This is a genomic window from Halioxenophilus sp. WMMB6 (assembly GCF_033283405.1).
Classification (GTDB): domain Bacteria; phylum Pseudomonadota; class Gammaproteobacteria; order Pseudomonadales; family Cellvibrionaceae; genus Halioxenophilus.
This window is the reverse complement of the sequence record NZ_JAWMQR010000002.1, coordinates 287,166-313,705: the sequence shown is the minus strand read 5'-3', so window position 1 is coordinate 313,705 and position 26,540 is coordinate 287,166. Positions and strand designations below refer to the sequence as shown.

The window sequence follows — 26,540 nt, the reverse complement described above, 5'->3', positions numbered from 1 at the left end:
TCGCCAGCATTGGCGGCTGGTTGGTTTCTGCCGGTGTGCCTTTTCGGCGTGCCGGTTACGCCTTCTCCAGCATCTCCTTGGCATGAGCCAAAGACTGGGCGGTTTCTGTGCCGCCAATCATACGGGCAATTTCTGAGATTTTCTCCTCCCCCTCGAGCTTGCGCAGGGTGCTTACCGTGGCCCGTTTCGACTGCAGCTTGCTCACCTGCAGGTGGTGGTGGGCGCGGGCGGCCACCTGGCCCAAGTGGGTAACCACAATCACCTGCCCGCTTTCACCCAGGCCGCGCAGCAGGTTGCCGACCACATCCGCCGTGGCGCCGCCAATGCCGACATCCACCTCATCGAAGACCATGGTCGGGATGCTGGAGGTCTGTGCGGTGACCACCACAATGGCCAGGCTGATGCGGGAAAGTTCGCCGCCGGAAGCGACCTTGGTCAGTGGCTTGGCCGGAGCGCCGGGGTTGGTGCTGATCAGAAACTCCACCACCTCCAGGCCGGTGCTGGCCACCGCGACTGGCTGCAGAGCAATCTCAAAACGACTGCTGGCCATGGCCAGCAGGTGCAGCTGTTCATTCACCGCCTTGGCCAGCTTCTTGGCGGCTCTCTGCCGCTTGTCACTCAACTCTTCGGCCAATGCCAGCAGGGCCTGCTTCTGTTGTTGCTCTTTGGCGGCCAGGGCTTCCACCTGGTTGTCGTCGCCGGTGAGCGATTGCAGTTCGGTCTGCAGGCGTTCGTGCAGCTCCACCAGCTCCGTTGGTTGTACCCGGTGTTTACGTGCAGTTTGGAAGATGGAGCTGAGACGCTCGTCCACCTCCTGCAGCCGCTCGGGGTTGATCTCGGTGTGGTTGATGTGGCGGGTGATGGCCAGTACTGCCTCGCGCACTTGAATATCGGCACTGGCCAACAGCTCTTCGGCCTCGGTCAGCTCTTGGCTTTTATGGTGCATTTGCGCCAGGCGGTGGAGGGCGGCGGCGAGCAGCTCTTCCAGGCTGCCCTCGTCACCGCTGCACAGCTCCGCCAGCTGATGACTGGTTTGCAGGCTCTCCTCGGCGCTGGCCAGCAGCTTCTGTTCCTGCTCCAGCGCTCGCAGTTCTCCGGCCTGTAGCGCCAGGGCGTCCAGCTCCTCTACCTGAAAGGTGAGCAGCTGTATGCGCTGTTCAAACTCGGCGCTCTGGTTTTGCAGGGCTTGCAGGTGTGCGGCGGTGGCGGCCCAGGTTTGGTGGGCCTGGTTGACCTTGGCCGCCAGCGCGCCGTGGCCGCCAAAATTGTCGAGCAGCCAGCGGTGGGTCTCCCGGCGCAGCAGGGATTGGTGTTCGTGTTGGCTGTGGATATCGATCAACAGATTGCCCAGGTCGCGCAGCTGACTCATGGTGGCGGCCTGGCCATTGATGTAGCCCCGCGAGCGCCCTTCACTGGTGATGACCCGCCGCAAAATGCAGTCGTCCTCGGCGTTGAAGTCGTACTCTTTTAGCCAGGTTTGAGCCTGGGGCAGGGCGCTCAGGTCGAACTGGGCGCTGATATCGGCGCGCTCGGCACCGCTGCGCACCCGGTCGCCCTCACCGCGGTCGCCCAGAGCCAGGCCCAGAGCATCGAGCATGATCGACTTGCCGGCGCCGGTCTCCCCGGTAACGGCGGTCATGCCCGGTTGAATCTCCAGGTCGAGCTGCTCTACCAGGGTGTAATTTTGAATACTCAGGTGCATCAACACGGGGTGGCTTCCTTGTTTGCGGCGGTCGGCAAATTACCCGGGTTTATACCTTAAATGGCTGGGACGGAGAAGGGTGGGCAGAAAAATCTCCTTCACACCCGCGTGCGGCCTTGAAGCACTAGGTCGCGGCCCCATATAGGGGAAAACGTCTCAACCCAACCGTAAAGATTTGGAGTGCAAGGTGTCCAACGAAGAACACAATATTCCTACTGATGCCCAGACGTCAGACGAGCAAGTGAGTGAAGAGAATCTGCAGGCTGAGGCCGCCGCTGGCGAAGGCGCCGAGGCGTTGCTGGCCAAGGTGGCCGAGCTTGAAGCGCAATTGCAAGAGGCCAAAGAGAATGCCCTGCGCGCTGCCGCCGAGGCGCAAAACGTGCGCCGCCGCGCCGAGCAGGATGTGGAAAAAGCGCACAAGTTTGCCGTGGAGAAGTTCGCCGGTGACCTGTTGCCGGTGGCCGATAACCTGGAGCGCGCGGTAGCCACCTTCGAAGGGGCCGATGAGTCCACCAAACCCCTGTTGGAGGGCGTGGAGCTGACCCTGAAAACCTTGGTGGATGCGCTCAGTCGCCACAACCTGGAAGCGGTCGACCCGCGCGGCGAGCCCTTTGACCCACAGCTGCACCAGGCCATGAGCATGGTGCCCAACCCCGATGTCGAGCCCAATACCGTGATTGATGTGTTCCAGAAAGGCTACACCCTGAACGGCCGATTGGTACGCCCGGCAATGGTGGTGGTGAGCAAGTCGCCGGCGTAATCGCCAGCACCGGCCTCGCCCTGAAGCGCGACTACCCCTGAATAAATTGTTGGTATTGGCCTTGAAATAACCGAGCCGGCGCCAATATAGGACAGCAAGCAAAGACTACGAAGCCCGGGGGCGAGTTCCCCGGGGACCGAATCAACCAAGCAAAGATTTTCTGGAGAGCACTGATGGCCAAGATCATTGGTATCGACCTGGGTACAACCAACTCCTGTGTGTCTGTACTCGAAGGTGACAAACCTAAAGTTATTGAAAACGCCGAAGGCGATCGCACCACCCCATCCATTGTGGCCTTTACCGACGACAATGAAATTCTGGTGGGTCAGAGTGCCAAGCGTCAGGCGGTAACCAACCCCTCCAACACGCTGTTCGCCGTTAAGCGTCTGATCGGCCGCAAGTTCACCGACGGCGTGGTACAGAAAGATATCTCCATGGTGCCATACAAGATTGTTGGCGCCGACAACGGGGATGCCTGGGTGGAAGTGAAAGGCGACAAGAAAGCGCCGCCTCAGATCTCTGCTGAAGTGCTGAAAAAGATGAAGAAAACCGCCGAGGATTACCTGGGCGAGAAGGTGACCGAAGCGGTCATCACCGTGCCGGCCTACTTCAACGACTCTCAGCGTCAGGCCACCAAAGACGCCGGTAAAATCGCCGGCCTGGAAGTAAAACGTATCATCAACGAACCTACCGCTGCGGCGCTGGCCTACGGTATGGACAAAGCCAAGGGCGACCACACTATCGCGGTCTACGACCTGGGTGGTGGTACCTTTGATATCTCTATCATTGAAATTGCCGACGTCGACGGCGAGCACCAGTTTGAAGTACTGGCCACCAACGGTGATACCTTCCTCGGTGGTGAAGACTTCGACCTGCGCCTGATTGAATACCTGGCCGCCGAATTCAAGAAAGACACCGGTATCGATCTGCACAACGATCCACTGGCGTTGCAGCGCCTGAAAGAGGCCTCTGAGAAAGCCAAAATCGAGCTCTCTTCCAGCCAGCAAACCGAGGTGAATCTGCCCTACATCACCGCCGATGCCACTGGCCCTAAACACTTGGTGGTGAAACTGACCCGCGCCAAGTTGGAGTCCCTGGTCGAAGACCTGGTGACCAACTCCATGGCCCCGGTTAAGCAAGCGTTGGAAGATGCCGGCCTGAAAGCCTCTGATATCGACGATGTGATCCTGGTGGGCGGTCAGACCCGTATGCCAATGGTACAAAAACAGGTTGCCGAGTTCTTCGGTAAAGAGGCCCGTCGCGATGTGAACCCCGACGAAGCCGTGGCCATGGGTGCTGCCATTCAGGGTGCGGTGCTGGCCGGTGACGTAAAAGACGTACTGCTGCTTGACGTCACCCCGCTGACTCTGGGTATCGAAACCATGGGTGGTGTGGCCACGCCCTTGATCGAGAAGAACACCACCATCCCGACCAAAAAGTCGCAGGTGTTCTCTACCGCTGACGACAACCAAACCGCGGTAACCATTCACGTGGTTCAGGGTGAGCGCAAGCAGGCGTCACAGAACAAGTCTTTGGGCCGCTTTGACTTGGCCGACATTCCGCCAGCGCCGCGCGGTATGCCGCAAATTGAGGTGACCTTCGACATCGACGCCAACGGTATTCTGAACGTGGGTGCGAAAGACAAGGCCACTGGCAAGCAGCAGTCTATCGTTATTAAAGCCTCTTCTGGCTTGAGCGACGACGAGATCGAAAAAATGGTGCGCGACGCCGAGGCCAACGCCGAAGCCGACAAACAGTTCGAAGAGCTGGTCACCGCGCGCAACACCCTTGATGGCCTGATCAGTGCCACCAAGAAGACCTTGTCGGAAGCTGGCGACAAAGCCACCGATGAAGAGAAAGCCGCGATTGATGCCGCGTTAACTGAAGCCGAAGTGGCGGTTAAGGGCGACGACAAGGCTGCGATGGAAGCGGCGACCACCAAGCTGACTGAAGCCACCAGTTCACTGGCGCAGAAAATGTATGCTGAACAGGCAGAGGCCGCTCAGGCTGCTGGCGGTGCGGAACAGCCGAAAGCGGACGACGGCGTGGTCGACGCGGAATTCGAGGAAGTGAAAGACGATAAAAAATAATCGTCGGCCGGTGCCCCCAGGTGGGCACCTCGGCCTCTAATTCAGCGCTACGCGGGCTTGCCCGCGTTTGCTGTGTTAAGGCGCAACACTTTCAGTACCGGCGTCACTGCCGGGCAATTTTGCCTCTTCCGGCCATAATGAAATAGTCAACCACCGAAATTTAAATCAATGTCGAAACGCGATTATTACGAAATCCTGGCAGTCGAGCGCACTGTTACCGAAAAAGATCTGAAAAAGGCCTACCGCCGTGTTGCCATGAAGTACCACCCGGACCGCAACCCGGATGATCATACCGCGGAGGAGAAATTCAAAGAGGCCAGTGAGGCCTACGAGATACTCTCCGACCCCCAAAAACGGGCGGCTTACGACCAGTTTGGTCATGCCGGCGTGGATGGCGCTGGTGGCGGTGGCGGTGGCGGCGGCTTTGGCAACTTCAGTGATATTTTTGGCGATGTTTTCGGCGATATCTTTGGCGGTGCCGGCCGCGGTCGCGGCGGCCCGGCGCGGGGTTCTGACCTGCGCTACACGCTGGAGCTGGATCTCGAAGATGCCGTGCGCGGCACCACCGTAAAAATCAAAGTCCCGACGCTGGTTGCCTGCGAACCCTGTGATGGCACCGGTGCCAAGAAGGGGTCGCAACCGAAAACCTGTACCACCTGTGGCGGCCATGGCCAGGTGCGCATGCAGCAGGGTTTCTTCTCAGTACAACAGACCTGCCCCAACTGCCACGGCAAGGGCAAGATCGTCTCCGACCCCTGTACCTCCTGTCACGGCCGCGGCCGTATCGAAGAGACCAAAACCCTGTCGGTGAAGGTGCCACCCGGTGTCGATACCGGCGATCGCATCCGCCTCTCCGGTGAGGGTGAAGCGGGTATGGATGGCGGCCCCGCCGGTGATCTCTACGTGCAGATGTCAATTCGCCCACACGCTATTTTTGAGCGCGATGGCAACAACCTCTACTGCGAAGTACCGATCAGCTTCGTCGATGCCGCTGTTGGTGGTGAGCTGGAGGTGCCTACTCTGGATGGCCGGGTGAAGTTAAAAGTGCCCGAAGGCACCCAAACCGGTAAACTCTTCCGACTGCGTGGCAAGGGTGTGGCGCCGGTGCGCGGTGGCAGCACGGGTGACCTGCTCTGCCGGGTGCTGGTGGAGACCCCCATCAACCTGACTGCCAAACAGAAAGAGTTGCTGCGTGAATTCCAGGGGTTGATGAAAGAGGGCAAAAACAGCCCAAAGCAGAGCAGCTGGTTTGAAGGTATGAAAAACTTTTTTGGTGATATGAAGCTCTAGCGAGCCCAGTGCAGGATTAAACATCGCTTATGGTTAAAGTTGCAGTAAACGGCGCCGCCGGTCGCATGGGCAGAATGCTGGTCGAGGCCATTCACGCCGCCGAGGGCGCCACCTTGGCCGCTGCCATCGAACGCCCGGGCTCGAGCCTGTTGGGTGCGGATGCCGGCGAGCTCGCCGGTGTCGGTAAAAATGGTGTGCTGTTGGTGGGCGACCTCGCCTCGGTGGTAGCCGATTTCGATGTTCTGATCGACTTCTCGGTCCCGGCCGCGACCCTGGCCAATGCCGCCGTCTGTTCGCAAGCGGGCAAAGCCCTGGTGGTGGGTACCACCGGTTTTACCGAGAGCGAAAAAAGTGAGCTGCTGAGCTACGCCGAAGCCGGTGCGCTCTGTGTTTCCGCCAACTACAGCACCGGTGTTAACGTCAGCCTGAAGTTGTTGGAGCTGGCCGCCAAAACCATGGGCGGCGATGTCGATATTGAAATCGTCGAAGCTCACCATCGGCACAAGGTTGACTCCCCCTCCGGCACGGCGCTGGCCATGGGTGAGGTGGTGGCCAAGGCCGTCAATCGCGACCTGAAACAGGTGGCGGTCTATGGCCGAGAGGGTATCGTCGGTGCCCGCGAGCGTGAGACCATCGGTTTTGCCACGGTGCGCGGTGGCGATGTGGTAGGCGATCACACGGTTATGTTTATGGCCGATGGCGAACGCCTGGAGATCACCCACAAAGCCTCCAGCCGCATGAGTTTTGCCCGCGGTGCCGTGCGGGCAGCCATCTGGTTGACGGCACAAGGCCCTGGTCTGTACGACATGCAGGACGTTTTAGGCCTGAAATAATCCCCCCGATCAGCCCCTGTTTTCGACATTTCATCTGCGGCAGCTCCGCCCATTCGGGCGGGGTACCTGCCTAATTTTCTACGTTTATCCCCCTGGCACCGCGCAACACTGATGGCGCCTGAATTTGTCATCACCCAATCTGCGACTAAGCTCAATAGACGGCTCTACTAAAGATTTAGCCCAGCTACGCGATAACTAATTAGATGGCTGGTGGCACTCCTTCGAAATGAATGCCGTGCCACGGCCCTGACGCTCGACTTACCTAGAACAACCCTAGAACAAAAACAGGCTCGATAATGGGAAACCTCTCGCTCAAGTTCAAAGTTATTTTGGCGGTCACAATCACCAGTATCCTGGCGGTAGTGGTTACGGCTGTCATTCAAGTGCAATCAACTATCTCCTCGCTGACACAGGCTATTGAAAAAGACAGTGCCACCCTGGTGCAGGTGCTGGGTGGTTCTGTGGCGGGTGCCATCTCTTTTGGTGATTCGGTATCGGCAACGGATGCCTTGGCGGCCTTGAAAGCCAGTAATCGCACTCGCGCGGCAGTGGTCTACAAAGCCAACGGCGAGCCCTTTGCTTGGTATGTGCGCGGGCGCAGTGCCGCTAATCTGCCCGGAGAACTGCCTGACCATTCGGTTGCTCCGGGGATTGTCTACGCGGATGAATCCTTCTCCATTGCCGAACCGATTCTGGTAGACGGCGGCAAGATCGGCAGTGTCTATATGGTGGTGGAGTTAGATGAGATTAATGAGACTGTCAGCGCCACTATCTTCCGCGCCACACTGGTGGTGGTGGTGGTTAGTATCGTTGCCGCCATCATCGCGCTGGTGGTGCAGAGCAGTATCGTCAGCCCGGTAGCCCGAGCCGTAGAAGCATTGAAAGATATCGCCGAGGGTGAGGGTGATCTCTCCCGCCGCCTGGAGGTGAAATCTAAGGATGAGGTGGGTGAACTGTGCCGCTGGTTTAACGTCTTTATCGCCCGCATCCACGATATCGTTGCCGATTTCTCTGACATCGTCGGTCAGTTGGAGGTCAGCTCCCAACAGCTGATGTCGACCACCAAAGAGACCGAGCGCGGGGTGGTTAAGCAGCAGTCAGAAATTCAACAGGTGGTGACCGCTGTGCGCGAAATGGCGTCGGTGGTGGCCGATGTCGCCCGCAATGTTTCGGAAACCGCCGAGAACGCCGAGCAGGCCGATGTCGAGGCCGGCAGTGGTCGCCAGGTGGTGGTCTCCACCATGTCTCAGATCGAAAGCCTGGCAACGGATATCAACGCCGCTTCCGTGGTGATCGACAAACTGCGCCAGGAGACCGACAACATCGGCTCGGTGCTGGATGTGATTCGCGGCATTGCCGAGCAGACTAACCTGCTGGCGTTGAACGCCGCCATTGAGGCTGCCCGGGCTGGTGAGCAGGGCCGTGGCTTTGCCGTGGTGGCTGACGAGGTACGTACCCTCGCCTCGCGTACCCAATCCTCCACCCAGGAGATTCAAGTGATGATCGAGCGCCTGCAGTCCGGCGCCCGTGAAGCGGTCACCATGATGGAGAAGGGCACCAGTCAGGCGCAGGAGTCGGTGACTCAGGCCGAGGCCGCCAGCCGCTCGCTGGAGGCGATCACCTCCGGGGTCAGTTCAATCAAGGCTAAAACCGTGCAGATCGCCAGTGCCTCGGAAGAGCAGAGTGCGGCTACCCGTGAGATGGAGTCCAATATGGAGAACATCTCTGCCGTGGCGCAAAACACCGCTACCGGTTCCAGCCAGATTGCCTCCAGCTCGGCTGAGTTGGCTCTGCTGGCGGAGAAGATGACGGCAATCGTTGGACAGTTCAAACTCTGACAGTTGGTCGTGGACAGGCCTATGTCTGATCCGCTACAATTCCCGGTCAATTTTGGGCCGGTTGGTAACCGCGCCAAAACGCACCAGCTAAACGTACTTTTAGTACACCTGGCCGGGGCGTTGGCCAGTACCAATCCAGCCGACACAAGCGTCAGAGGGCCAAGGTGGCATCACGCAGTGCGAACACGGAGCGAGGTGAGGCGAACAGCTTTATCTCGCTTTTTTTCGACAGCTGTCCCCTGGCCTGGCCGCTTGAGTTCAATCAGCTCGTAACCACAACACTCCCAAGCCTTCCCCGCTACCCGCGCAGAAACTGCGTGGCGGCTTTGCTCAGGCCGAGATTTGTGTAGGTGCCCAAAACCATACGCCCGGCAATGGCTCCGCTTGCGTTCAAATGATCGCCGGGGCTGGGGGAGGGCGCCGTTGAAAGTTTAGACATCCGCAGTCAGTAGGAGGCCGCCTTGTTGTTTGGGGAATTCAAACCCGCTCTTCTAGTTCTTGAGGATGGTAGTGTTTTTAAAGGTCGAGCCATTGGCGCAGAGGGCTCGGCCGTGGGAGAAGTTGTTTTTAATACCTCCATCACAGGCTACCAAGAGATCCTTACCGACCCATCTTACTGCCGTCAAATCGTTACGCTCACCTACCCCCATATCGGCAACACCGGTGTTAACACCGAAGATGAAGAGTGTCCGCAGATCTGGGCTTCCGGTCTGGTGATCCGCGACCTGCCGTTACTGGCCAGTAACTTCCGTTGTGAGCAGAGCCTGCCCGAGTATCTGCAGGCGAAAAACATCGTCGCCATTGCCGATATCGATACCCGCCGTTTAACCCGGATTTTGCGCGATAAAGGCGCGCAAAATGGCTGCATAGTGGCCGGCGACAACCTCGATGAAGCCGCCGCCCTGGCCCAGGCTCAGGCGTTTGCCGGCCTCAAGGGGATGGATCTGGCGCAGGTGGTCAGCACCGGCGAGCGCTACAGCTGGCGCGAAGGCGTTTGGCAGTTGGGCGAGGGCCACCGCGAGGTTACCAATACCCCGTTGAAGGTGGTGGCCTACGATTTTGGTGTGAAGCGCAACATCTTACGCATGCTGGCCGAGCGCGGTTGTGAGTTGACCGTGGTGCCGGCGCAAACCCCGGCGGCAGAGGTGCTGGCCATGCAGCCGGACGGCGTGTTCCTCTCCAACGGCCCCGGTGACCCGGAGCCCTGTGACTACGCCATCGCCGCCATTGGCGAGCTGCTGGCGGCCAAGGTACCCCTGTTTGGTATCTGCCTGGGCCATCAGCTGCTCGGCCTGGCCAGCGGCGCGCAAACCGTGAAGATGAAATTTGGTCACCACGGTGGCAACCACCCGGTGCAGGATCTCGCCAGCCAACGGGTCATGATCACCGCCCAGAACCACGGCTTTGCCATCGATGAAAGCAGTCTGCCAGCCAATGTACAGGCGACCCACAAGTCGCTGTTTGACGGCACGCTGCAGGGGATCAGCCTGACTGACGCGCCGGCGTTCAGCTTCCAGGGGCACCCCGAAGCGAGCCCCGGCCCGCACGATGTGGCGCCGCTGTTTGACCAGTTTATCGAGCTGATGCAACAGAATCGTTAGTGCCGGAGCGCACTTAACCGGCTCGGCCCCGTGTGGCCGGGCTTATAGTTCCCGATAAAGACCCAACCTATGCCAAAAAGAACCGACATCAAAAGTATTATGATCATTGGCGCCGGCCCGATTGTTATCGGCCAGGCCTGTGAGTTTGACTACTCTGGCGCGCAGGCCTGTAAGGCGCTGCGCGAAGAGGGTTACCGCGTGATTTTGGTGAACTCCAACCCCGCCACCATCATGACCGACCCGGCTATGGCCGACGCTACCTATATCGAACCCATCGAGTGGGAGACGGTGGCCAGAATCGTTGAGACCGAACGCCCCGACGCCATCCTGCCCACCATGGGTGGCCAAACCGCGCTCAACTGCGCCCTCGATCTGCACGAACACGGCATTCTGGCGAAATACGGCGTGGAGTTGATCGGCGCCAACTACGAAGCCATCCACATGGCGGAAGACCGCAGTAAATTTGACCAGGCCATGAAGCGCATCGGCCTGGAGTGCGCCCGCGCCGAGATCGTGCACAGCATGGTCGAAGCCATGGAGGTGCCCAAGCGTCTGGGTTTCCCGGTGATTATCCGGCCGTCGTTCACCATGGGTGGTTCCGGCGGTGGTATCGCCTACAACTGGGAAGAGTTTGAGAAGATCTGTGTCCGCGGCCTGGATCTGTCGCCCACCAACGAACTGCTTATCGATGAGTCTCTGCTCGGTTGGAAAGAGTACGAGATGGAGGTGGTGCGCGATAAAAACGACAACTGCATTATCGTCTGTTCTATTGAGAACTTTGATCCAATGGGGGTGCACACCGGCGACTCCATCACTGTCGCACCGGCGCAAACCCTGACCGACAAAGAGATGCAGATCATGCGTAACGCCTCTCTGGCGGTACTGCGTGAAATCGGTGTTGAGACCGGTGGCTCCAACGTGCAGTTTGCGGTCAACCCGGACAACGGCCGCATGGTGGTGATCGAGATGAACCCGCGGGTGTCGCGCTCCTCGGCGCTGGCCTCCAAGGCGACCGGTTTCCCCATTGCCAAGGTGGCCGCCAAGCTGGCGGTGGGTTACACCCTGGATGAGCTGCAAAACGAAATCACCGGCGGTGCCACCCCGGCCTCGTTTGAACCGAGCATCGACTACGTGGTGACCAAGGTGCCGCGATTCACCTTTGAGAAATTTGGCGAGGCCGACGCCCGCCTCACCACTCAGATGAAATCGGTGGGTGAGGTGATGGCCATTGGCCGCACATTCCAGGAGTCCCTGCAGAAAGCCCTGCGCGGCCTGGAAGTGGGCTCTTCCGGCCTGGAGCCGGTGATGGACCTGAGCATCGACGACGCTTGCGAGATTCTGCTGCGTGAGGTGACTACCCCCGGCGCCAAGCGAATTTGGTACCTGGCCGACGCCTTCCGTGCCGGCATGAGTGTCGACGAAGTGTTCGCCGCCTCCAAAATTGACCCCTGGTTCCTGATTCAGATTGAAGAGCTGGTGAAGATAGAGCAGCAGCTGGCCAGCATGCCCTTTACCGACATCAAGGCCGATACCCTGTTTGCCCTGAAGCGCAAAGGTTTCTCCGACAAGCGCTTGGCCAGCCTGTTGGGAGTCTCCGAGAAGTCGCTGCGTCAGCAGCGCCACAAACTGGGTATCTTCCCAAGCTTCAAACGGGTCGACACCTGTGCCGCGGAGTTCGCCACCGCCACTGCCTACATGTACTCCACCTATGAAGAGGAGTGCGAGGCCAACCCCAGCGAGCGCGACAAGATTATGGTCATCGGCGGTGGCCCCAACCGTATCGGCCAGGGTATCGAGTTCGACTACTGTTGCGTACACGCCGCCCTCGCCATGCGCGAGGATGGCTATGAGACCATTATGGTCAACTGCAACCCAGAGACCGTCTCCACCGACTACGACACCTCCGACCGCCTCTACTTCGAGCCGGTCACCCTGGAAGATGTGTTGGAGATCGTCAACAAAGAGAAGCCCAAAGGGGTGATTGTGCAGTTTGGTGGCCAGACGCCACTGAAACTGGCGCGTGCCCTGGAAGCGGAAGGGGTGCCGATTATTGGTACCTCGCCCGAGGCGATCGACCGCGCCGAAGACCGCGAGCGCTTCCAACAGATGATTGAACGCCTGGGCCTGAAGCAGCCCTCCAATGCGATCGTCCGTACCATGGATGAGGCCCTGCGCAAAGCTGAAGTGGTCGGTTACCCGCTGGTGGTGCGCCCCTCCTACGTGTTGGGTGGCCGCGCCATGGAGATCGTCTACAAAGAGAGCGAGCTGCGCACCTACATGCGCGAAGCGGTGCAGGTGTCGGAAGATGCGCCGGTGCTGCTCGATCACTTCCTTAACTCCGCCATCGAGGTGGATATCGACGCCGTCTCCGACGGTGAACAGGTGGTGATTGGCGCCATCATGCAGCACATTGAGCAGTGTGGTGTGCACTCCGGTGATTCCGCCTGTTCGCTGCCGCCCTACTCGCTGCCGGAAGATGTACAAAACCAGATGCGCGAGCAGGTTAAACGCATGGCGCTGGAGCTGGGTGTGGTTGGCCTGATGAACGTGCAGTTGGCCTACCAGGGCGGTGAAATCTACGTGATTGAGGTGAACCCGCGGGCCTCGCGAACTGTGCCGTTTGTCTCCAAGTGTATCGGCCTCTCCCTGGCCAAGATTGCCGCCCGTTGTCAGGCCGGCATGACGCTGGCGGCGCAGGGCTTTACGCAGGAGATTATTCCCAACTACTACAGCGTGAAAGAGGCGGTCTTCCCATTCAATAAATTCCCCGCCGTCGACCCGATTCTCGGCCCCGAGATGAAATCGACCGGTGAGGTGATGGGGGTGGGTGACACCTTCGCCGAAGCCTACGCCAAGGCGCAATTGGGTGCCGGTGATGCCATCCCCAGAAGCGGCACCGCCTTTTTGAGTGTGCGCGATTTCGACAAACCGGGAATTGCCGAAGTGGCGAAAAAATTAACCGACCTCGGTTTTAAACTGGTGGCGACACCGGGCACGGCGGCGGTTATCGCCGAAACCGGCCTGGCGGTTGAATCGGTCAACAAGGTTAATCAGGCGCGTCCTAACATTGTTGATTTGATTAAAAACGATGGTGTTGATTTAATTATCAACACCACTGAGGGCAAGAAGGCCATTAAAGATTCGGCCGACATTCGCCGCAGCGCCGAAGCTCACGCCGTCTACTACACAACAACACTGGCGGGTGGCTTGGCAGTTTGCACTGCATTAGGTAGCAAGCAGGAGACGCGGGTGCGTCGTTTACAGGATCTGCACGCCAGCCTGTAACAGCCCCCCCGGGTACCAACCGGTACCCGGTAAACCCCATAAACCCTATCGCCGTCGCCTCATTCGGGGCGTTGGCGTAACACTGTTTAAGGTCTGTTATGAGTAAAGTACCCATGACCGTTGAGGGCGCCAAAGCCCTCGAAACCGAGTTGGAGCAGCTGAAAAAGGTCGATCGCCCACGCATCGTGGCCGCCATCGCCGAAGCGCGGGAACACGGTGATTTAAAAGAGAATGCGGAGTACCACGCCGCCCGTGAGCAGCAGAGCTTTTGCGAGGGGCGTATTCAGGAGATTGAAGGCAAGCTGAGTAACGCGCAGATTATCGACGTCACCAAATTGCCGGCCAGCGACAAGGTCATCTTTGGTGTGACCGTGGATATTCTCAACCTCGACACCGATGAGATCGTCACCTACAGAATCGTCGGTGACGACGAGGCCGATGTCAAAGCCAACAAGATCTCCATCAGCTCGCCCATTGCCCGTGGTCTGATTGGCAAAGAGGTGGGTGATGTGGCCATGATTCAAACCCCCGGTGGTACCGTGGAGTATGAGATAGACGCGGTGCGTTACATCTGATTTCATCGCAGCCGCTGGCGTATAAAAAAGCCCGCATCAGCGGGCTTTTTTTGTGCCTATTGGGAGCACTCGGCTTACAGGGCGAAACGCAGGTTGGTCAGCTTGGGGTTGGGTTTGCCCGCCTTTTTAAACAGCAGTACCACCTTGCCGATCTCTTGAATCACCTCGGCCCCGGTTTCGGCTGTGATGTTTTCAATCAACGCTTTGCGTTCGTCGCGCTCGGCAATGGCCAGTTTTACCTTAATCAGCTCGTGGTCGCGCAGGGCTCGAAACAGCTCATCGACCACCCCTTCACTCAAGCCGTTGCCGGCGATGGTGACGCAGGGTTTCAGTTTATGGCCAATGGCTCGATAAAGTTTGCGGTTGTCGGCGCTGACAGACATTGTGGTTACCTGGTAACTGGGAGGGCGGCCCCGGGATTGGCGGGGCGCGGGAGTCTAACAGCTTAGCGGTTGCTTGCAAAGTAGCCAACGGCAGCGGCTTAACCGGCCGCCATTGGGCCGGCTTAGGTGTCGCCGGGTTTACGATTGGCGGGGCTCGGTACGAAAACCCTGGCTGCGGGGAAACTGGCGGTGGTGCAGCTCACGCATGGCGTCTTCCAGCTCTTCCATCTCTTCGTCGGAGAGCAGGCCCTTGAGTGAATTTTGATACTCTTCGTGCAGTTCACGCATGGCCTTTTGATGAGCCTCCATCAGGGCCTGCATCTGGTTGTCGTGGCTCTGCATCAGGGCTTTGACCTCCTCGGCGGTGGTGGGGGCGAGCTCCAGGCTGTCGACCGCCTCCAGGCGCTGTTCGGCCATCTGCTCCATCATCTCTGAGTCGGGCGGCATGTGCGGCGGTTTGGCCAGGGCGGCGGCAGCCAGGCCGAGGCCTAGGGTGAAGATAGCGGCTTTGGTTAAGGTTTTCATTGGGGATTCCTCGTGGTTCTGTATTAGGACAGTTGCAGAGTAATTCCCAAATAAGGAGCAAATATGCACAGAATGGGGAAGTGCGCGCCTATTTTGGCTCGAACTTGTAACCGACGCCGTACACCGACTGCACGTAATCGTGGTCCTGTTCCAGCATGGCGATTTTCTTGCGCAGCTTTTTCACATGGCTGTCGATGGTGCGCTCGCTGACAATCCGATAGTCGCGGTAGATGCTGTCCATAATGTGGTTGCGGGAGAAGATACGTCCCGGCTCTTTCATCAGCAGCGCCAGCAGTTGGGTCTCGGTACCAGTGAGGGTGAGGGTCTGGCCATTGATCACCACCTGGCAGCGATCGACCAGCAGCTCTATGCCCTGACTGGAAGGCTCTTCGCTCGCCAGCTGGCTGCGGCGCAACACCGCTTTCACGCGGGCGACGACTTCGCGCGGGCTGTAGGGCTTGCAGATGTAATCGTCGGCGCCGAGCTCCAACCCCAGTAGCCGGTCGATCTCCTCGATGCGGGCGGTGGTCATTAGGATGGGTACCGAAGAGCGCTGCCGCACCCGCTTGCACACCTCAATGCCGTCGATACCGGGCAGCATCAGATCGAGCAGGATGGCGTCGGCGCTGTGCTGCTCAAGCCAGGGTAGTACTTCATCGCCGCGGTGCACTACCGCTACGGTGAAGTGGGAGGCGGCCAGGTACTCTGCCAGCAGGCTGGCCAGGTGGGGTTCATCCTCCACAATCAGAATGGTTGCCGATGGTGCTGTCATTACCTTGTTACCTGCCTAGCTGCGCTCAATAGGAAACTCTATGATGGCCCGCAAGCCACCTAAAGGGGAGAGGCTGAGGGCAATGGTACCGCCGTGGGCCGTGACAATGTTACGGCACAGAGTGAGGCCGATACCGGCGCCACCGGACTGGCTGTTGCGCGACGAGTCGGCCCGGTAGAGGCGCTCGAACAACTTGGGCAACTCCGCTTCATCCACCCCCGGGCTGGAGTCCTCCAGAGTGATCTGCAGCGACTGCTGATTGGCGCTGGCGGTGAGCAGTACCTGTCCGGGGGCATCGGTGTAGCGCAGGCTGTTCATCAGCAGATTATGCAGCAGTTGGCTGATGCGGTCGGCATCGATAAACAGGCTGCACTGCTCCGGAAGTTGGTTATCAAAGCCGAAGCTGAGCCCTTTGCTCGCCATACTGTCGGCGATTTGTGCCACCGCTTGCTGCAACAGCGGTGTTATCGGCAACCACTGCTTGCGGTAGTTGAGCCCACCCAGTTCCGAAAGCGATAGCTGATAGAGATCGTCGATCAACTTGCTGAGATGGTTGATCTGGCTCTCCAGGGCCTGCAGGTTTTCGCGGCTGGTGGGGCGGATACCGTCGATCAACGCCTCCACCTGCCCCTTAATAAAGGTTACCGGGGTGCGCAATTCGTGGGAGATGTCGGCTACCCAGTTGCGCCGGGACTGTTCGTTGGCCTCTAGGGTGGCGGCCAGCTCGTTGAAGTGGTGGGCCAGGCTGCCCAACTCGTCATTGCTGAGCCGGTCGATGCGGGTATGGAATTCGCCGCGGCTCAGGGCCTGGGTAGAGGCCTCCAGGCGCCGAATGGGGCGCACCAGCAGTGCCGCCAGGGGGACGGCCAGGGCGGCGTTGATCACCAGGGCAAACAGGCCGATGGTGACAAAGTTGTAGTTCTGCTGGCGTAGAAAGCTGACTTCGCGTGGCGATCTGAGCTGTTTGGGCAGGCTGTAGCCGACAAACCCGACAATCTGATCGTGGTTTTCCAGCGCCAGCCAGTAGGTTTGTTCGTCCGCTTTGGGGATTGGGCCCAGCAGCTGCTGACGGTGGCTGTCGGCCAACAACAGGTGCGACATGGCGCGCGGCGGCGGGTCGTCGCGAGCTTCTGGCTCGTTCGTGATGGGCGGGTGGTCGCGCGGCGGCGGCTCTTCCCGGCGCTCATGGCGGCCGCTGTCGGCCACCTCCAGCCAGGCCTCCCGCTGTAGGCGCCACCAGACGCTTGGCCGTTGCAGCAGGGGTTGCCAGCTTCCCTGGCTCGAATAGAGCGCCTCCAGGACTGGCTTTAAGGCCTCGATTTGGGCGCCGTGCTGGTGCTGAATATAGTCGCGAAAGCCGCGGTCGAGGCTGGTTTGCAGCCAGGCGACCAGGCCGATAATCACCAGGGTGGTGGAGATGGAGAGCACCAGCCACAACTTAAGGGCAAGATTAAAGCGAAGTTTGAAGGTGGCCATGTGTCAACCAAAGGGGGATCAATCCTGTCTATCTTAGCGTTTAATTTCTTTAATTGACGCCGGCGGTGATAAAGTCCTTATTATTTACACACTTGCCGGTAGCCACAGGGTGGTGAAGGGCAGATTATGACTGGAATTCTTCATGGCACGCTCGAAAAGCAGTAATCAGTGGCTGCAGGAACACCACAGCGACCAATACGTTAAACAGAGCAAGGCCGATGGCTACCGCTCCCGGGCAAGTTACAAGCTGCTCGAGATTCAACAAAAAGATCGCCTGATCAAGCCGGCCATGTGCGTGCTCGACCTGGGGGCGGCGCCCGGGGGCTGGTCACAGGTGGCCAGCGAACTGGTGGGTGACCGCGGCGTGGTGTTTGCCTCCGATATCCTGCCCATGGATTCCATCGCCGGGGTGCAGTTTATTCAGGGCGACTTTACCGAGCAGTCGGTGTTCGATGAACTGCTGGCGCTGATGGGCGAGTACGGCCACAGTGGCGTAGATGTTGTAATTTCCGATATGGCCCCCAATATGAGTGGGATGGCCGATGTCGATCAGCCGCGGGCGATGTATCTGGTCGAATTGGCCCTGGATATGGCCATCTCGGTGCTGAAACCGGGCGGCGCACTGGTGGCCAAGGTCTTTCAAGGCGAAGGCTTTGACGACTACCTGAAGGCCCTGCGCAGTCACTTCCAATCCGTGGCAACCCGTAAACCTGGCGCCTCCCGCGCCCGCTCGCGGGAGTGTTATCTGGTGGCTAAGGGTTTCAAGGGCTGACACTGATCGCCAAAATTAACCACCAGCCAACTTGTCGCGCGGTAATGAGCGGCTGTCGTGCTAGGCTCAATTGTAAGTGCCTACTGCCGCATTAAGCTGGCTTCCTAATTTTGGCCGGGTGAGGTCGCACTGGTGGCAGGGAACCTTTCGCCCGGGATTGTGTGTCCAAGTCGGGTGAATGGGTGAGCACCTGTGCCATCAACTTGTGCTTATTAATCTGCAAGATGGCGCTTATCGGCGCTTTTGTTATAGCAAAGAGATAGTAAGAGGCGCGGTTAATCTTGTGGCAGAGGGCACGGCTTCTGTGCCATCCTTACCTTTCCGCGTGCTTTTTTTAAGCTCGGTCAACCTTTTGGGCCGGGCAGTCGACAACGAGGACAGTACCTTGAACGATATGGTGAAAAATCTGGTTTTGTGGTTAGTCATCGCCGGAGTTTTGCTGTTTACCTTCAACAGTTTCAACTCTTCTTCCGGCCCACAGGAGATCACCTACTCTCAATTTCTGGACGAAGTTCAGGCCGACCAGGTGAAATCCGTCGTTGTCGACGGCCTAATCATTACCGGTGAGGGGTACGACAACCACGCCTTCAAGGTGGTCCGGCCGATGCAGGACCAAAAACTGCTCGACGACCTCGTCGCCCACAAAGTAGAGATTCGCGGCCGTGAGCCCGAGTCACCCAGCCTGCTGCAGCAGCTGTTGGTCGCCAGCTTCCCCATTCTGATCATCATTGCCGTATTCATGTTCTTCATGCGCCAAATGCAGGGTGGTGCCGGTGGTCGTGGCAGCCCCATGAGCTTTGGTAAGAGTAAGGCGCGCCTGCTGGGTGAAGACCAGATCAAAACCACCTTTGCCGATGTCGCCGGGGTGGATGAAGCCAAAGAAGATGTGCAGGAGCTGGTTGAGTTTCTGCGCGACCCTTCCAAATTCCAGCGCCTGGGCGGCATGATCCCGCGCGGCGTGTTGATGGCGGGCCCGCCCGGTACCGGTAAAACTCTGCTGGCCAAGGCGATTGCCGGCGAAGCCAAGGTGCCTTTCTTCTCGATTTCCGGTTCCGATTTCGTCGAGATGTTTGTTGGTGTCGGTGCCTCGCGCGTGCGCGATATGTTCGATCAGGCCAAAAAGCAGGCACCGTGCATCATCTTTATCGATGAGATCGATGCCGTTGGTCGTCACCGTGGCGGCGGCCATGGCGGTGGTCACGATGAGCGCGAACAGACCTTGAACCAGCTGCTGGTCGAGATGGACGGTTTTGAAGGCAACGAAGGCGTGATTGTGATCGCCGCCACCAACCGCCCGGATGTACTCGATAAAGCGCTGTTGCGTCCTGGCCGTTTCGACCGTCAGGTGTTTGTTGGCCTACCCGATATTCGCGGCCGTGAGCAGGTGTTGAAAGTACACATGCGCAAAGTGCCCATCGACGAAAGCGTGCAGGCCAGTGTGGTCGCTCGTGGTACTCCCGGTTTCTCCGGTGCCGACTTGGCCAACCTGGTCAATGAGGCCGCCCTCTTTGCCGCCCGCGCCAACAAGCGTGTGGTAACCATGGAAGAGTTCGAAAAAGCGCGCGACAAGATTTTGATGGGCGCCGAACGCAAGACTATGGTCATGAGCGAAAAAGAGAAGGAGAACACCGCCTATCACGAAGCTGGTCACGCTATTGTTGGCCGCCTGGTGCCGGAGCACGACCCAGTGCACAAGGTCACTATTATTCCTCGTGGCCGGGCCTTGGGTGTTACCCAGTTCCTGCCGGAGTCTGACAAGTACAGCTACAGCAAGCGTGGCCTCGAGAGCATGATCTGCTCCCTGTTTGGTGGCCGTATTGCGGAGGATATGACCCTCGGTTTTGACGGCGTCACTACCGGTGCCTCCAACGATATCGAGCGCGCTACCGATCTGGCCCGCAACATGGTGACCAAGTGGGGCTTGTCTGAGAAGTTGGGGCCTCTGCACTATGGTGAAGACGAAACCGGCTTCCCCGGTGCCGGTAACCCGCACTACTCCGGTACCACCAGTACTGTGATCGACGCCGAGGTACGCGAGATCATCGATCGCTGCTACAAACGCGCCGAAGAGCTGCTGGAAGAGAATCGCGACATTTTGGAAGCTATGAAAGATGCGCTGATGGAGTTCGAAACCATCGACGCCGAGCAGGTTGACGATTTGATGGCGCGGCGTAAAATGCGTCCTCCTCGAGACTGGCACGACGGCGGTTTCAACAGCCACATCAAAGGCGATGGCGCTAAAGATGATTCCGCTTCCGGCACTGACTCTATCGGCAAACCTGCTAAGGATCATTGATCCTCTCACACTCCGGCAGTGTTTCACTGCCGGCCCCTTGTTGCTCGAGAATTCCGCTGGTGTCCTGCCCCAACCGAACCTAAAGGCGCATCACTGTTAGGCGATGGACGAACAAATTCTCACATGCGGCGATCTCAGCCTCAGCCTGCTAACACCCAAAGTGATGGGGGTGCTCAATGTCACTCCCGACTCCTTCTCTGATGGCGGTTCCTACCATAAATCCTCCGGTGAACTGGACCTGAAATTGGTCCTCCAACGGGTGCAAATCATGTTGGATGAAGGCGCCGAGATTATCGACGTGGGCGGCGAATCCACCCGGCCCGGCGCGGCGCAGGTGGGCATTGAAGAGGAGCTGAAGCGGGTGGTGCCCGTGGTGGCGGCTATTCGCAAACAGTTTGATGTGGTGGTTTCGGTCGATACCAGCTCGCCAGCGGTTATTCGCCAGGCGGCGGACCACGGCGCCGGGCTGATCAACGACGTGCGCGCCCTGATGGTCGATGGCGCCTTGAATGCGGCGGTCGATAGCCGTTTGCCGGTCTGCTTAATGCACATGCAGGGTCAGCCACAATCCATGCAGTCGAGCCCCAGCTACAGCGACATTGTGGCCGAGGTGTACGACTTTCTCAGTCAGCGGCTGGCGGCCTGTACGGCGGCCGGTATTGATCGGCAGCAGATTCTTCTCGATCCGGGCTTTGGCTTTGGAAAAAGCCGCGCCCACAATCTGACCTTGGTGAACGAGTTGCACCGTTTTACCACCCTGGAGTGCCCGCTGCTGGTGGGCTTCTCCCGCAAATCCACGGTGGGTGAGATACTCAATAAACCGGTCAATGAACGGGTGTATGGCAGTTTGGCACTGGCCTACGAAGCGCTGCGTCAGGGCGCCAAAATATTGCGGGTACACGATGTCGCCGCTACCGTTGATATCGTGAAAATACACAACGCGCTGGAAGACAACCGCATTGGCGAAGAGTGGTATGAGTCCTAAGCGGCGCTGACAGTGGCCGCACCAGTAAACCATGTTAATGATCAGGTTCGACCTGAGTGCTTTATAAGAGTCTAACTATGACCAGAAAATACTTTGGCACCGACGGTATACGCGGACGTGTCGGCGAAGGTGCCATCACCCCGGAATTTGTGCTGCGTCTGGGCTGGGCTGCCGGCCAGGTACTGGTTGAGCACAGTGCGAAAACGGGTGGCAGCCGGTTGATTTTGATCGGTAAGGATACGCGCATCTCCGGCTACATGTTTGAGTCGGCACTGCAGGCGGGGTTGATTAGTGCCGGTATCGATGTTGGCCTCCTGGGGCCCATGCCGACACCGGCCATTGCCTACCTCACCCGTACCTTTCAGGCTCAGGCGGGTATTGTGATCAGCGCCTCCCACAACCCCTTCTACGACAACGGCATCAAGTTCTTCTCCAGCGCTGGCACCAAACTGGATGATGAGTTGGAGAGCGCCATCGAGGCAAAACTGGAAGAGCCGCTGGTGACGGCGGCGGGCCTCGGCAAGGCGCGGCGCATTACCGATGCCGCCGGTCGCTACATCGAATACTGCAAGAGCACGGCCCCCTGGGGCTTTAACCTGACCGGCATGCAGATTGTGCTGGACTGCGCCAACGGTGCCACCTACCACGTCGCCCCGAAGGTGTTTGCCGAGTTGGGTGCGCGGGTGATTCCCATGGCAGTGGAGCCGGACGGCCTCAACATCAATAGCGACTGTGGCTCAACCCATCCCGAGCGGCTGCAAGCGGCGGTTATCGCCCAGAAGGCTGACCTGGGCATCGCCTTGGATGGCGATGGCGACCGGGTGCTGATGGTCGATCACAAGGGTGAGCTGGTGGATGGCGACGAACTGCTCTACATCATTGCCGCCCACCGCCACCAGCAACAGACCGCCTGTGCCGGTGTGGTGGGCACTCAGATGAGTAACCTGGGGCTGGAGTTGGCGCTCAAGTCATTGGATATCGACTTGGTGCGGGCCAAGGTGGGCGACCGCTACGTGATTGAGGCCATGCGCGAAAACCAGTGGCTGCTCGGTGGTGAATCGTCCGGCCATATCATCTGCAACGATGTCTCTACCACTGGTGACGGCATTATCGCTGCCCTGCAGGTGCTGCGCGCCATGCTTCAGGCCGGTAAATCGCTGCACAAATTGAAGCAGGGTATGCAGAAATTCCCGCAAACCATGATCAATGTCCGTACCCCGGCCAAAGACAAATTGGCCAATCACCCCGATGTAAACCAAGCTGTCTCAGAGGCCGAACAGCGCCTCAATGGCCGGGGGCGGGTTTTGTTGCGCCCATCCGGAACAGAACCACTGGTGCGGGTCATGGTGGAAGGCGAGAGCCAACCTCTGGTACGAGAGGTGGCGCAACAGTTGGCGCTGGTCGTGGAGCGCTCTTTGCAGTAGTGTTCACCCCTGTGCATAAACTTCTGTAACCAGTTGTAAATTAAAGAAAATAGTATTTTTCAGAGCGGGCAAATAAATGCGGGCCCGGGCGTTGTATCTTGCATACAACTCATATACCATTGGCGCCCGCTTTGGCCGCGTCCCTGAAAAACGGCAGCATTTAAGGATAGAGCCATGCGAACACCCCTGGTTGTGGGTAATTGGAAGATGAACGGCAGTCTGAGTGACAACCTCTCCCTGCTGCAGAAATTAACCAGCCAGTGGCAAGCCGCAGCGGTCGAAATGGCGGTCTGCCCGCCAGCGGTGTACTTGGCCCAGGCTCAGGCTCTACTTGCCGGCACCTCAATTCAATTGGGTGCGCAAGATGCCAGTCAGCACAGCAGCGGTGCCTACACCGGTGAGTGCTCTGTGGCAATGTTGCAGGAGTTTGGTTGCCAGTTTGTGATTATTGGCCATTCAGAGCGACGCCAGTATCACGCCGAAAGCGACCAACTGGTGGCCGAGAAGTGTCTGGCAATTAAAGCCAGCGGTTTGACTCCTATCGTCTGTGTGGGTGAGAGCCTGGCAGAGCGCGAAGGTGGCGCAACACTGGCGGTAATTCAGCGTCAGGTACAGGCCGTGTTGGACCACGTTGGCAGTGAGCAACTGGCCGGAGTGGTTATTGCCTACGAGCCAATCTGGGCAATAGGTACCGGCCTGACGGCCAGCCCCGAGCAGGCGCAAGAGGTTCACGCAGCGATTCGCCAGCAGTTGCAGGCCTTGGGTGCGAGCACTCGCATCCTTTATGGCGGCAGTGTTAAAGCCGGTAACGCCAAAGAGCTGTTTGCCATGGCGGATATCGACGGTGCGTTGGTGGGCGGGGCCTCGCTAATCGCAGAAGATTTCCTGGCTATCGGTACAGCGGCGGCCCAGTAACGATTGGGCGGCAAGGTATTTTTTAACAGATTAAATTAGTTGAGCGCGCGCAAGCAGCGCCCACGGGGAAACAATGGAAACCATTGTCATCGTAGTATTTCTGCTGGTCTCATTTGCCATTATTGGCTTGATACTTCTGCAGCAGGGTAAAGGCGCCGAAATGGGCGCTTCATTTGGTTCCGGTGCATCCGGCACCGTATTTGGCAGTTCGGGTGGCGGTAATTTTTTCTCGCGTTTGACTGCTATCCTGGCGACTATCTTTTTTCTGTTGGCTTTTGGCTTAACTTATATTGCCAAACAGAAGTCGGGTGTGGAAGAATTGCCCGCCCTGTTGGAGCAGTCCGCAGTTGAAGCGCCGGTGGTTGAATCTGATATTCCCACCAGTGAGGAAACTCCCGCTGTCGACAGCGACGTACCCGTGGTGGAAGCGCCCATGGCCGAAGATGTTCCTCCCACGTCCGATGACGTACCAACAGCGGAAGATAGCCCGGTTACTCCGGAATAAGTATTGAGAATTGAAGTGGCTCGTGCTGTAAGCGGTACGGAGTTGCAGAAAGAACAAGGTTACTAATAACCCCAGAATTGCCCAAGTGGTGGAATTGGTAGACGACGCACAGGATGTGCAAGTGTCGCGTGAGGCAGGAGCCGTTAGCGACCACGCGTAGCGTGTCGGATTCACTACTGCGCAGTTGCAGAAAGAACAAGGTTAGTAAATAACCCCAGAATTGCCCAAGTGGTGAAATTGGTAGACGACGCACAGGATGTGCAAGTGTCGCGTGAGGCAGGAGCCGTTAGCGACCACGCGTAGCGTGTCGGATTCACTACTGCGCAGTTGCAGAAAGAACAAGGTTAGTAATAACCCCAGAATTGCCCAAGTGGTGGAATTGGTAGACGACGCACAGGATGTGCAAGTGTCGCGTGAGGCAGGAGCCGTTAGCGACCACGCGTAGCGTGTCGGATTCACTACTGCGCAGTTGCAGAAAGAACAAGGTTAGTAATAACCCCAGAATTGCCCAAGTGGTGGAATTGGTAGACACGCTATCTTGAGGGGGTAGTGGCGTAAGCCGTGCCGGTTCAAGTCCGGCCTTGGGCACCATATAAGAGTCTGACGAGATCCAATTAAGTCCAGATTCACTCCGAAAGCCCCGTAAATCGGGGCTTTTTTATGTCTGTATGTTCCATATAGGTCTAGGGCAGTCCATTGTCATCCAATAAGTTTTGCTGCTATCGTTGCTGCTATCGCGGTTCAATTCTGGTGGATAGCAGCAAATGGCTGGTAACAAGCTAACTGATATTGCCGTCAAACAGGCAGAAATCAAAGACAAAGACCACTGGCTAAACGATGGCCAAGGCCTGCGCCTGTTGGTGAAAGCCAATGGCACCAAGGCATGGCGCTATGGTTATCGCTTCAACGGCAAGCAGAAAACCCTAGCCATTGGCACCTACCCGGAAGTAACCCTCAAGGCGGCGCGGGAGATTCACCAAAAGGCCCGCTTCCAGCTACAAGAAGGCATAGACCCCGCCGAACAGAAGCAAAGCAGCAGGCGTCAAAAGCGGCAGAACCAATCCACAACCTTTTCCGTGCTGGCTCGTGAGTGGTGGGAACACCAAAAGGGTACCTGGAAGCCAGACCACGCCAACCGGGTTATTCTTCGCCTAGAGCAAAACGCCTTCCCAACCATTGGCGACAAACCAATCGCCGATGTTCGCCCTCAAGATGTAATTCGCATTGTTCGCCATACCGAGAACCGGGGTGCCCCGGATGTGGCGCAACGGGTGTTAGAAGACATCCGGCGGGTTTGCCGCTACTCCGTGCAAATGGGCAAGCTCGAGACCAACCCCGCAAGCGAGCTAGATGGCATCCTCAAGGGCCGCAAAACCACCCACCGTGCTTCGCTACCCAGAGAAGAGCTACCCGAGTTCCTAAAGCTGCTATCGAACTACCATAAGCAAGGCCGTTTGCTCACCCAATTGGCAATTGAGCTACTGGTGCTCACCTTTGTGCGCCCGGGTGAGTTGCGTGGTGCTCGATGGGAAGAGTTCGACTTCGAGCAAGCTGTTTGGCGGGTGCCCGGCGAACGAATGAAGATGGGTACCGACCACCTAGTACCTCTGTGCCGCCAAGCTCTGGAAGTGCTAGAACGTGTCAAAGAGATTAGCGGCAGTTATGAGTTGCTATTTCCCTCCGAGCGTAAGCGCAATGAGGCCATGAGCGAAAACACTATGCGCCGGGCTATCTTCAAGCTGGGCTATGACGGTAATCAACCAGGGAAGACAAAAGCAAACCCGCACGGTTTCCGCGCCACGGCATCCTCGATACTCAATGAGGCCGGTTTTAACCCTGATGCGATTGAACGCCAGTTGGCGCATATGGAGCGTAACGGGGTTAGGGCGGCTTACATTCATCATGCCCGTTATCTCGATGATCGAGTGAATATGATGGCGTGGTGGGCAGATTATTTGGATGAGCTAAGGGATACGGGGAAGGTCATCCCTCTTTTCGGTCACCGCAATAAATAAGAGCGCTGCTAATCGTGACTAAAAGTAAAGAAAAGGTTACATCAAACGGAGCGTTGAAAGATAAGGGCTCCCTAATTTCAAGCGGTGCTAATGAAGCTGCGGTACCTTGGTACAAGGATGATAGGAGTGTGCTATTAGCCGCGATGTCTGCAGTAGAGGCGTCTGAGTCCTTGCAGGATCTGCTATTAGATAACTTGGTAGAGCTAATTCGCCGAAACGAAAGGTTTAGGGTTGAGCATAAAAGTAGAACATCCAATATTTTCAAGAAACGGGGAAGGCCAAGCAAAAAAGACGATTGGATAAGGCAGGCTGTCGTCCTTCATGTAACGCTTTTGATGAAAGAAACTGGTCTCGGTGTAATGGGCGCATGTAAAGAGCTTTCTGAATTTCCAATTTACAAGGGTATGTCGGAAGAGGTGATTTATGACCTTTACAGCTCTAGTGATGGTGTCAATGACAATAAATAGGTAATTACTGGCAGGAATTGGCTGATGCTGT

21 protein-coding genes and 1 tRNA gene are annotated in these 26,540 nt (G+C 57.9%); 17 read left to right on the top strand and 5 right to left on the bottom strand.

Going from position 1 to position 26,540, the window contains the following annotated elements:
• Positions 1-55: 55 nt before the first annotated feature.
• On the bottom strand, positions 56-1,702 hold the full coding sequence (gene recN / locus SBL51_RS07130) for a DNA repair protein RecN (protein ID WP_317930576.1): 1,647 nt from the start codon (positions 1,700-1,702) through the stop codon (positions 56-58).
• Between the two features lie 187 nt (positions 1,703-1,889).
• Here recN and grpE point away from each other — a divergent pair, with 187 nt between their 5' ends.
• The 8 genes from grpE (at position 1,890) to greA (ending at position 13,974) form a co-directional block, all read left to right on the top strand.
• On the top strand, positions 1,890-2,462 hold the full coding sequence (grpE, locus tag SBL51_RS07125; RefSeq protein WP_317930205.1) for a nucleotide exchange factor GrpE: 573 nt from the start codon (positions 1,890-1,892) through the stop codon (positions 2,460-2,462).
• A gap of 173 nt (positions 2,463-2,635) precedes the next feature.
• Complete coding sequence (dnaK, locus tag SBL51_RS07120) at positions 2,636-4,552, top strand: molecular chaperone DnaK (RefSeq protein ID WP_317930204.1); 1,917 nt, start codon at positions 2,636-2,638, stop codon at positions 4,550-4,552.
• Positions 4,553-4,720: 168 nt separating this feature from the next.
• Complete coding sequence (gene dnaJ, locus SBL51_RS07115; RefSeq protein ID WP_317930203.1) at positions 4,721-5,842, top strand: molecular chaperone DnaJ; 1,122 nt, start codon at positions 4,721-4,723, stop codon at positions 5,840-5,842.
• A gap of 29 nt (positions 5,843-5,871) precedes the next feature.
• A complete protein-coding gene (gene dapB / locus SBL51_RS07110) occupies positions 5,872-6,675 on the top strand; it encodes a 4-hydroxy-tetrahydrodipicolinate reductase (RefSeq protein WP_317930202.1) in 804 nt (267 codons plus the stop codon).
• Positions 6,676-6,971: 296 nt separating this feature from the next.
• The gene (locus SBL51_RS07105; RefSeq protein ID WP_317930201.1) at positions 6,972-8,513 is read left to right on the top strand and encodes a methyl-accepting chemotaxis protein; all 1,542 of its coding nucleotides are present in this window, start codon (positions 6,972-6,974) and stop codon (positions 8,511-8,513) included.
• Between the two features lie 464 nt (positions 8,514-8,977).
• Complete coding sequence (gene carA / locus SBL51_RS07100; protein WP_317930575.1) at positions 8,978-10,114, top strand: glutamine-hydrolyzing carbamoyl-phosphate synthase small subunit; 1,137 nt, start codon at positions 8,978-8,980, stop codon at positions 10,112-10,114.
• Between the two features lie 69 nt (positions 10,115-10,183).
• Positions 10,184-13,399, top strand: a complete 3,216-nt coding sequence (gene carB / locus SBL51_RS07095; protein WP_317930200.1) for a carbamoyl-phosphate synthase large subunit — start codon at positions 10,184-10,186, stop codon at positions 13,397-13,399.
• Between the two features lie 98 nt (positions 13,400-13,497).
• Positions 13,498-13,974 carry a transcription elongation factor GreA gene (greA, locus tag SBL51_RS07090; protein WP_317930199.1) on the top strand — a complete coding sequence of 159 codons (477 nt, stop codon included), beginning with the start codon at positions 13,498-13,500 and terminating at the stop codon, positions 13,972-13,974.
• Positions 13,975-14,048: 74 nt separating this feature from the next.
• Here greA and SBL51_RS07085 read toward each other — a convergent pair whose 3' ends face one another.
• The 4 genes from SBL51_RS07085 to SBL51_RS07070 all read right to left on the bottom strand — a co-directional run bounded on the left by SBL51_RS07085 (position 14,049) and on the right by SBL51_RS07070 (position 17,130).
• Complete coding sequence (locus tag SBL51_RS07085) at positions 14,049-14,357, bottom strand: YhbY family RNA-binding protein (protein WP_317930198.1); 309 nt, start codon at positions 14,355-14,357, stop codon at positions 14,049-14,051.
• Positions 14,358-14,495: 138 nt separating this feature from the next.
• Positions 14,496-14,882, bottom strand: a complete 387-nt coding sequence (locus SBL51_RS07080; RefSeq protein ID WP_317930197.1) for a hypothetical protein — start codon at positions 14,880-14,882, stop codon at positions 14,496-14,498.
• An 88-nt stretch (positions 14,883-14,970) separates the two neighbouring features.
• Positions 14,971-15,654 (bottom strand): response regulator, encoded by a 684-nt coding sequence (locus SBL51_RS07075; RefSeq protein WP_317930196.1) that lies wholly within the window; start codon positions 15,652-15,654, stop codon positions 14,971-14,973.
• Between the two features lie 15 nt (positions 15,655-15,669).
• The gene (locus SBL51_RS07070; RefSeq protein WP_317930195.1) at positions 15,670-17,130 is read right to left on the bottom strand and encodes an ATP-binding protein; all 1,461 of its coding nucleotides are present in this window, start codon (positions 17,128-17,130) and stop codon (positions 15,670-15,672) included.
• Positions 17,131-17,272: 142 nt separating this feature from the next.
• Here SBL51_RS07070 and rlmE point away from each other — a divergent pair, with 142 nt between their 5' ends.
• The 9 genes from rlmE to SBL51_RS07025 all read left to right on the top strand — a co-directional run bounded on the left by rlmE (position 17,273) and on the right by SBL51_RS07025 (position 26,509).
• Entirely contained in the window at positions 17,273-17,902 is a 630-nt protein-coding gene (gene rlmE, locus SBL51_RS07065) for a 23S rRNA (uridine(2552)-2'-O)-methyltransferase RlmE (RefSeq protein WP_317930194.1), read from the top strand.
• A 385-nt stretch (positions 17,903-18,287) separates the two neighbouring features.
• Positions 18,288-20,198: an ATP-dependent zinc metalloprotease FtsH gene (ftsH, locus tag SBL51_RS07060; protein WP_411860466.1), complete on the top strand. Its 1,911-nt coding sequence runs from the start codon at positions 18,288-18,290 to the stop codon at positions 20,196-20,198.
• A 103-nt stretch (positions 20,199-20,301) separates the two neighbouring features.
• A complete protein-coding gene (folP, locus tag SBL51_RS07055) occupies positions 20,302-21,183 on the top strand; it encodes a dihydropteroate synthase (RefSeq protein WP_317930193.1) in 882 nt (293 codons plus the stop codon).
• Positions 21,184-21,260: 77 nt separating this feature from the next.
• Entirely contained in the window at positions 21,261-22,607 is a 1,347-nt protein-coding gene (gene glmM / locus SBL51_RS07050) for a phosphoglucosamine mutase (protein ID WP_317930192.1), read from the top strand.
• A 174-nt stretch (positions 22,608-22,781) separates the two neighbouring features.
• Positions 22,782-23,522, top strand: a complete 741-nt coding sequence (gene tpiA / locus SBL51_RS07045) for a triose-phosphate isomerase (protein WP_317930191.1) — start codon at positions 22,782-22,784, stop codon at positions 23,520-23,522.
• 73 nt (positions 23,523-23,595) lie between these two features.
• The gene (secG, locus tag SBL51_RS07040) at positions 23,596-24,027 is read left to right on the top strand and encodes a preprotein translocase subunit SecG (protein WP_317930190.1); all 432 of its coding nucleotides are present in this window, start codon (positions 23,596-23,598) and stop codon (positions 24,025-24,027) included.
• A 506-nt stretch (positions 24,028-24,533) separates the two neighbouring features.
• Positions 24,534-24,618: transfer RNA gene (locus SBL51_RS07035), tRNA-Leu, on the top strand.
• 173 nt (positions 24,619-24,791) lie between these two features.
• A complete protein-coding gene (locus SBL51_RS07030; RefSeq protein WP_317930189.1) occupies positions 24,792-26,042 on the top strand; it encodes a tyrosine-type recombinase/integrase in 1,251 nt (416 codons plus the stop codon).
• Between the two features lie 14 nt (positions 26,043-26,056).
• Positions 26,057-26,509: a hypothetical protein gene (locus SBL51_RS07025; RefSeq protein ID WP_317930188.1), complete on the top strand. Its 453-nt coding sequence runs from the start codon at positions 26,057-26,059 to the stop codon at positions 26,507-26,509.
• The last annotated feature ends 31 nt before the right edge of the window (positions 26,510-26,540 follow it).

Excerpts from the sequence above, each read along its gene's own strand:
- recN (WP_317930576.1), bottom strand. The coding sequence starts at position 1,702 with ATGCACCTGAGTATTCAAAATTACACCCTGGTAGAGCAGCTCGACCTG.
- dnaK (WP_317930204.1), top strand. The coding sequence starts at position 2,636 with ATGGCCAAGATCATTGGTATCGACCTGGGTACAACCAACTCCTGTGTG.
- dnaJ (WP_317930203.1), top strand. The coding sequence starts at position 4,721 with ATGTCGAAACGCGATTATTACGAAATCCTGGCAGTCGAGCGCACTGTT.
- dapB (WP_317930202.1), top strand. The coding sequence starts at position 5,872 with ATGGTTAAAGTTGCAGTAAACGGCGCCGCCGGTCGCATGGGCAGAATG.
- SBL51_RS07105 (WP_317930201.1), top strand. The coding sequence starts at position 6,972 with ATGGGAAACCTCTCGCTCAAGTTCAAAGTTATTTTGGCGGTCACAATC.
- carB (WP_317930200.1), top strand. The coding sequence starts at position 10,184 with ATGCCAAAAAGAACCGACATCAAAAGTATTATGATCATTGGCGCCGGC.
- greA (WP_317930199.1), top strand. The coding sequence starts at position 13,498 with ATGAGTAAAGTACCCATGACCGTTGAGGGCGCCAAAGCCCTCGAAACC.
- SBL51_RS07085 (WP_317930198.1), bottom strand. The coding sequence starts at position 14,357 with ATGTCTGTCAGCGCCGACAACCGCAAACTTTATCGAGCCATTGGCCAT.
- SBL51_RS07080 (WP_317930197.1), bottom strand. The coding sequence starts at position 14,882 with ATGAAAACCTTAACCAAAGCCGCTATCTTCACCCTAGGCCTCGGCCTG.
- SBL51_RS07075 (WP_317930196.1), bottom strand. The coding sequence starts at position 15,654 with ATGACAGCACCATCGGCAACCATTCTGATTGTGGAGGATGAACCCCAC.
- SBL51_RS07070 (WP_317930195.1), bottom strand. The coding sequence starts at position 17,130 with ATGGCCACCTTCAAACTTCGCTTTAATCTTGCCCTTAAGTTGTGGCTG.
- rlmE (WP_317930194.1), top strand. The coding sequence starts at position 17,273 with ATGGCACGCTCGAAAAGCAGTAATCAGTGGCTGCAGGAACACCACAGC.
- folP (WP_317930193.1), top strand. The coding sequence starts at position 20,302 with ATGGACGAACAAATTCTCACATGCGGCGATCTCAGCCTCAGCCTGCTA.
- glmM (WP_317930192.1), top strand. The coding sequence starts at position 21,261 with ATGACCAGAAAATACTTTGGCACCGACGGTATACGCGGACGTGTCGGC.
- tpiA (WP_317930191.1), top strand. The coding sequence starts at position 22,782 with ATGCGAACACCCCTGGTTGTGGGTAATTGGAAGATGAACGGCAGTCTG.
- secG (WP_317930190.1), top strand. The coding sequence starts at position 23,596 with ATGGAAACCATTGTCATCGTAGTATTTCTGCTGGTCTCATTTGCCATT.
- SBL51_RS07030 (WP_317930189.1), top strand. The coding sequence starts at position 24,792 with ATGGCTGGTAACAAGCTAACTGATATTGCCGTCAAACAGGCAGAAATC.